General features: G+C 59.1%; 1 protein-coding gene. It reads right to left on the reverse strand.

The window, feature by feature from the left end:
• Positions 1-14 precede the first annotated feature (14 nt).
• On the reverse strand, positions 15-2,894 hold a 2,880-nt coding region (locus tag TJ79_RS25715; protein WP_155987778.1), incomplete at its 5' end, for a glycoside hydrolase family 31 protein.

Consider the following 2,894-nt stretch of genomic DNA (forward strand, 5'->3'; position numbering starts at 1 on the left):
CATCGCGCTTCTTGTTAGAATCGGATTTCCAGATTTCCGCCGTCGTGTTCTACACCGATATACAACATTCCGTCGCGAAGCAGGTACGAACCGGGCTCCAACCGTTCGGGGCATTCCGCTTCGGGCAAAAGCGTGCCGTCGAGCCGCACCGCGAGCGGCGGCAGCGATTGCTGCTGCGCCGACGCAGTTGCCGCTGCTGCAGGGTCGGGTACCCGCAGCATGAAGGTGATCCGCTGCACGCGGTTGGCAGACCAATTCAAGCGGATCGCGCTGCCTTCCTGTCGGGCAGCGATGACGGCTTCGAAGCCGAGATCATCCTCGAACCGGGTCTCTAACTCGCTTGCGACATGCAGGAGGAAGACGAGCCGCTCATAGCCGTCCAGCCGGTTCCCCACATGGCCTGCAAGCTGAAGGCTCGGGGGAAGATGGAGCGCTACTGCGCTATTTTGCTTGAGATAAACGGGAATATGCTCCAAGCTTGCCCGGACCTTTACCAGACCGGGCCCGACTTGCTCCTCTTCCGAGAACAGCGACTGCCATCGGCCTGCCGGGAAGTAGATCATCTTCGTCGACTGTCCTTCTTCCATGACGGGGGCGACGAGCAGACTGTCGCCGAACATATACTGACTGGTTAAGGTCGCGCAGTGCGGGTCCTGCGGGAAATCCAGCAGCATTGCCCGCATCATCGGGCGGCCGGTCCGGCTCGTTTGTACCGCCTGATCATAGATGTAAGGCAGCAGGTTCATCCGCAGGTCGGCAAATCGCTTATACAGCGTAAGCACTTCCGGCGTACCGGTCCGCTCCGCGATATTCCAGGGCGTTCGGTCCTGGTTGAACTCGCCCTTGGTCTCCGCATGGTACTGCATCACCGGGCAGAAGGCCGCCATCTGCGTCCCCCGGATGAACAGCTCCGCCGTCGGAATGTCACCGTGGAAACCGCCTAAGTCCCAGCCCCAGAACGGAATGCCCGACATGGAGCTGGTCAGCCCGGCGACAACGGAGGAACGGAACGCCTGGAACGTAGACCGTTCATCACCGGCCCAATGCATCGGGTAACGCTGGGCCTCCGTGTACCCGGCCCGGCTGAATGTAATGCCGCCCTCCGGCGCATGCTGCTGGATGAAGTCGAAGTAGCGGCCCGCGTACAGATTTGGATACAGATTGCGCATTTCCCGGCCCGTCGAGCCATCGTGGAATTGCAGGTCGTGTCCAAAGACGAATTCGCCGCCATCGGTTTTGAACCCGTCGATCCCGACCTCTGTCACCAGGTATTTCCGCTTATCGAACCACCACCTGCATGCTTCGGGATTGGTGAAATCCACGATGTGGCAGTCCTTGAACCAGTTGTAAGGCAGCACGAAGGGGGAACCGTCGGCGTTTTTCACTTCATAGCCTTGCTCGAGCAGCGTCTTCTCGTCCTGATCCCGCTGTGCGTGCGCCACCCCGTACAGGAACTTGTGAATCGGAATCTGCCACAGAAGCACCTTCATGCCGTCCCGGTGCAGCTCCTCCACCATCCCCTTCGGGTCCGGCCAGCGGCCCCACGCCGGGAACGAAAACTCCTTATAACGGAATGGCTCGCTGCCGTCCTTGGCCTCATACTGCGCATCGTTGAAAATATAAAATGTCGCCTCATCGCTCCACTGCTCGATCACGAGCACGGTAGATGGGATTTCGTACTGCTTGGTGAGCTCCGCCTGCTTCAGCACCTCGCTCTGCGAGTCCCAGTTATTGCTCGACATCCAGGGACCGAAGGACCATTTGGGCGGCAGAACCGGTTTGCCTGCCACATCCGTGAACCGCTCGATCATCTCCATCGGCTCGCCAGTGAACAGATAGGCGACGAGCTCCTGGCTGGACAGCGAAAGGTCGGCTTCGATCTCCACGAGATCGGACAGCCGGGTGTGAAACCGGAAGCACGAGTACATTGGCGTGTCCAGGAACAGAGAATAGCTTCCCGAACAGAGTGCATAAGGCACGGGCACGTAAGTCCGAAGCCCTTGATCGCGGTACTCGTTGTATACGTACTGCTCCACCTGCTGACCGCTATATTCCAAATGCGAATACCGCTCTCCCATGCCGAACCAGCGGTGCCCCGGCTTCGGGATGAAGTTGAACCTGATTTTATGAACAGTCCCCGAGCCGTCGACCAGCGCCTCCAGCCAATGGGCGCCTGTGGACGGACTGCCAAACAGCAGCACGCCGTATGCATCTAGAAACCGAAGCGTCGGCTTGCATCCGATTAATCCGATTTCGAGGGTGCGCCCCCCCTCCAGGCTTAAGACAGCCTGATCTTGTTCTGGTTCGGCTGAACTGGCCGCATCCTCGTTGGCTAACCGGCTCGTCAAGCCAACCGCCGTTCCTTCCGCAGACCCCATTGCCGACGCTCCAATATCGGAAGAAAACTCAGGCGGCTTGATCGCGAAGGTCAATCCCACTGTGCCCGCTTCCTGTTTGGCAAACGTCAGCACCGGCTGGAATCCGGAGATTTCATCCGTTTCAAAAACAAGTGTCACCCGCTCCCCATCCATAACTTCCAGCTTCGCTGCCCGGTCAAGCGGCTTCCACTCGCGCACCCGGAAGCAATGGGAATCCGAGCGAAGCTCTCGTTCCCCGTCCCGCCAGATGAACGTGTATTCCACTTCGGTGCCCATAGCAAAAGCCCCAATGGACGCCGTCCAAACATCTCCACCGTCCTTTGCCCTTTCAGTCCGCATGGGAATCCAGTCGTTGACGGATATGCCATCCACCTTCACAGCAACGCCGACGACGTAGCTCGCCTTGAATGGCTTGGTCAAAAGCCGGACCGTGACCGTCTCTCCGGCCTCGGGATGCCTGGGTGTCCGCTCGTATGGCAGCAAGACAAACGGATCGTCATAGCCGGACGGTAAATG

Origin of the sequence: Gorillibacterium massiliense (genome assembly GCF_000455485.1) — a bacterium.
Classification (GTDB): domain Bacteria; phylum Bacillota; class Bacilli; order Paenibacillales; family NBRC-103111; genus Gorillibacterium; species Gorillibacterium massiliense.